Here is a 2480-nt window from a genome sequence, read left to right as displayed (position 1 = left end):
GAGACAGTTTTGCTACCCGTAAGTCACGATCGTAAACAAATTCGGGTAAGCAAATTCAAAAACTCTCTGAGTTCGTTGTCGCCAAAGTAGCAGGCTATGAAACTGCTGCTGAGGTAACTACCAAAGGAGAGTGTCATGGCAAATGTCGTTAAGCGTTTCGCCACAGCTTTGGCCGGTGGTGCACTTGTTGTATCTCTGTCTTTACCCTCCAGCGCAGGCGGCATTAGCGTCGGCGCCGGCGCATCGGTTGGCGGCAGTGGCGGCGTAAACGCCGGTCTTGGCGCCTCGATCGGCGGCAGTGGCGGCATCAATGCAGGAGCCGGTACATCGATCGGCGGTAGCGACGGGGTGAATGCCGGTGCCGGTGCAGCGATAGGCGGCAAGAAACGCATTACCGCGGGTGTCGGCGCTTCGATCGGCGGCCGAAGCGGGGTGAATGCCGGCGCAGGTGCGCCGATTGGCGGCAGCAAGGGCATTACCGCTGGTGCCGGCGCCAATATGGGCGGCACCGGGGGTATAACTGCTGGTGCAGGCGCAAGTGTCGGCGACACCAGGGGTATAACTGTCGGCTTAGGTGCCGATGGTGGTGGCACTGGTGGTGTCGCCCGGGGTGCCGGTGTAGGCGTTGCAGGTGCAAGCCTTCTGGGTACACCGGGCACTCCTGGAACGCTGGGAACTCTTGGAACAGCCGGGGCGCCGAGCACTTCCAGCGTGCCGAGCGTGGTCTCGCAGTTGTCCAGCAGCCAACTGACTCGCATGAAGAAGCGCTGCGTCGACGTGCTCGGGAGCGGCGGCACGTACGATCGCGACCTACGTGAGCTTTGCTTGCTGATCGCACGCCGCTGAGAGACTGTTGCGCAAACGGGGTGTCGCATCCGCCATGGAGGCTTTGAAAATACTCTCCTGGCCTCGCGGCCGGCCCGCCACGTTGCGAGTGGCGGGCTTCTCTGCGTCAGGATCGCTGCGCTGGGCCATCATTCTGTCAATGTCGCGGTCAAAATAAGGGCCGTTCGCCGGCGCATGATCCCGAAAATCGAAAATCGATTTTCGGAAAGGATTAGGCGCCAAAATCAAGGTGCTACAGCGTCCTTTGCGCGTCCAAGAGGACGCGCGGCGCTGTAGACGCGAAGATGGTTGAAAATTAGCCGCGCCTGTGACAAAAGGCGTGTCGAATGTGACGGGATGCGACGATCCGCTTCTGCCGAATGTGATAAGAAGTAGGAAAAACAAAGACTTATTCACATTTTGGAGCGTATTTCTGAAGGATTTGAGCCGCGTTGGGCGGACAGATCGCCAAGTCCCGCACCAAAAGCCATTCCCGGCAAGATATACCGGCAGGCTGTAAACGGCAGGAGCCGTTTGGCTGCCTCATTGGTGGAAACAAAGGTTCTATGATGCAGGTCACCGAAACGCTCAACTCCGGTCTCAAGCGCGAGATCAAGATCACCGTGCCGGCCGGTGACATGGAAGCCAAGCTGATGGCGCGGCTTTCCGATGCCAGGAACAAGGTCCGTATCAACGGCTTCCGCCCCGGCAAGGTGCCCGTGCAGCACCTGCGCAAGGTCTACGGCAAGTCGTTCATGGCCGAGGTGGTCAACGAGATTCTCAACGATTCGACCCGTTCGATCATTACCGGGCGCGGCGAAAAGGCCGCCATGCAGCCCGAAGTGATCATGACCGAGGACGAGAAGGAGGCCGAGAAGATCCTGGCCGGCGGCGCAGACTTCGAGTTCCGCCTGAACTACGAGATCATTCCACAGATCGAGATCAAGGATTTCTCCGACATCAAGGTGACGCGTCAGGTGTTCGACGTGCCGGATTCGGAAATCGACGAGCAGGTCCAGCGTGTCGCCGAATCGGCGCGCACCTATGAGCCGAAGGCCGGCAAGGCCGCCGAAGGCGACCGCGTGACGATCGACTATGTCGGCAAGATCGACGGCGAAGCCTTCAGCGGCGGCGCCGGCACGGACCAGCCGCTGGTGCTCGGCTCCAAGGAATTCATTCCCGGCTTCGAGGATCAGCTCATCGGCAGCAAGGCCGGTGACGAGACGCAGGTCACGGTTACGTTCCCGGAAAACTACCAGGCGGCGCATCTGGCCGGCAAGGAAGCGACCTTCGACGTCACCGTCAAGGAAGTCTCCAAGCCCGGTGCGTTGGAAATCAACGACGAAATGGCCAAGAATCTCGGCCTGGAGTCGCTGGAGCGCCTGCGTGAAGTGGTGCGCGGCCAGATCGAGAACCAGTTCGGTTCGATGACGCGCCAGAAGATCAAGCGCCAGCTGCTGGACCAGCTCGATGCCGCCTACTCGTTCGAGGCACCGTCGAAGCTCGTCGAGGCCGAGTTCAACAACATCTGGAATCAGGTCAACCGCGATCTGGAAGCCGCCGGCCGCACCTTCGCCGACGAGGAGACGACGGAAGAAGAGGCGCGCGCCGAATATATGCGGCTTGCCGAGCGCCGCGTGCGTCTCGGCCTGGTT

General features: G+C 60.4%; 2 protein-coding genes. Both read left to right on the top strand.

The genetic code is table 11. From position 1 onward, the window contains the following. The first annotated feature begins 135 nt into the window (after window positions 1–135). Complete coding sequence (locus tag EOA86_RS30510; protein ID WP_128345021.1) at window positions 136–846, top strand: hypothetical protein; 711 nt, start codon at window positions 136–138, stop codon at window positions 844–846. 548 nt (window positions 847–1394) lie between these two features. Then, the coding region (gene tig, locus EOA86_RS30505; RefSeq protein ID WP_128345023.1) for a trigger factor at window positions 1395–2480 on the top strand (1086 nt) is incomplete at its 3' end.

Source organism: Mesorhizobium sp. M5C.F.Ca.IN.020.32.2.1 (assembly GCF_004023105.1).
GTDB classification, from domain to species: Bacteria; Pseudomonadota; Alphaproteobacteria; order Rhizobiales; family Rhizobiaceae; genus Mesorhizobium; species Mesorhizobium wenxiniae.
Note: the sequence above shows the minus strand (reverse complement) of the source record. Positions and strands in the feature narration are given on the sequence as shown.